Genomic DNA, 533 nt, shown 5'->3' with positions numbered 1-533 from the left:
CGCTGGGCGACGAGGTCCGCGAGATCCGCGGCGACGGGCTGCTCGTCGGCGTCGAGTTGAAACGCGGTGCGAACCGCGTCGCCCGCGATCTGGCGATGAATCAGCAGGTGCTGGCGCTCCCCGCGGGCCGGACCGTGCTGCGGCTACTCCCGCCGCTCGTGATCGACGAGACGGAGGCTGACCAGCTCGTGGACGCGCTGACAGCGGTCGTCGCATCCGACACCGAATCATGAACGCGAACTCGAGCGAACCGACGGACGTGACGGCGGCGGACGCCCGGGAGCTGTTGGTCGATCTCGTTTCGATCCCGTCGCCCACCCGCGAGGAACGGGAGGCGGCCAAGCGCCTCGTCGACTTCTTCGAGGCACACGACCGAGCGGTCTGGATCGACGCGGTCGGGAACGTCCGCGCGCCGGCGGACGACGCCGTGTTGTTGACCTCACACATCGACACCGTGCCGGGGGACATCCCCGTCGAGGTCGAGGAGACCGGCGACGACGAGGTCCTCTGGGGTCGCGGCAGCGTCGACGCGA

General features: G+C 70.0%; 1 protein-coding gene and 1 pseudogene. Both read left to right on the top strand.

Annotation, left to right across the window (positions count from 1 at the left end):
* Window positions 1–233: aminotransferase class III-fold pyridoxal phosphate-dependent enzyme (locus tag PGX04_RS29340; protein ID WP_273741721.1), on the top strand; the 233-nt coding region annotated here is incomplete at its 5' end.
* A pseudogene (locus tag PGX04_RS29335) lies at window positions 230–533 on the top strand ([LysW]-lysine hydrolase); the annotation flags it as partial. The gene PGX04_RS29340 and the pseudogene PGX04_RS29335, both read left to right, overlap by 4 nt.

Source organism: Natrinema soli (assembly GCF_028618695.1).
The sequence above is the reverse complement of the archived record's forward strand: the minus strand, read 5'-3'. Positions and strand labels throughout refer to the sequence as shown.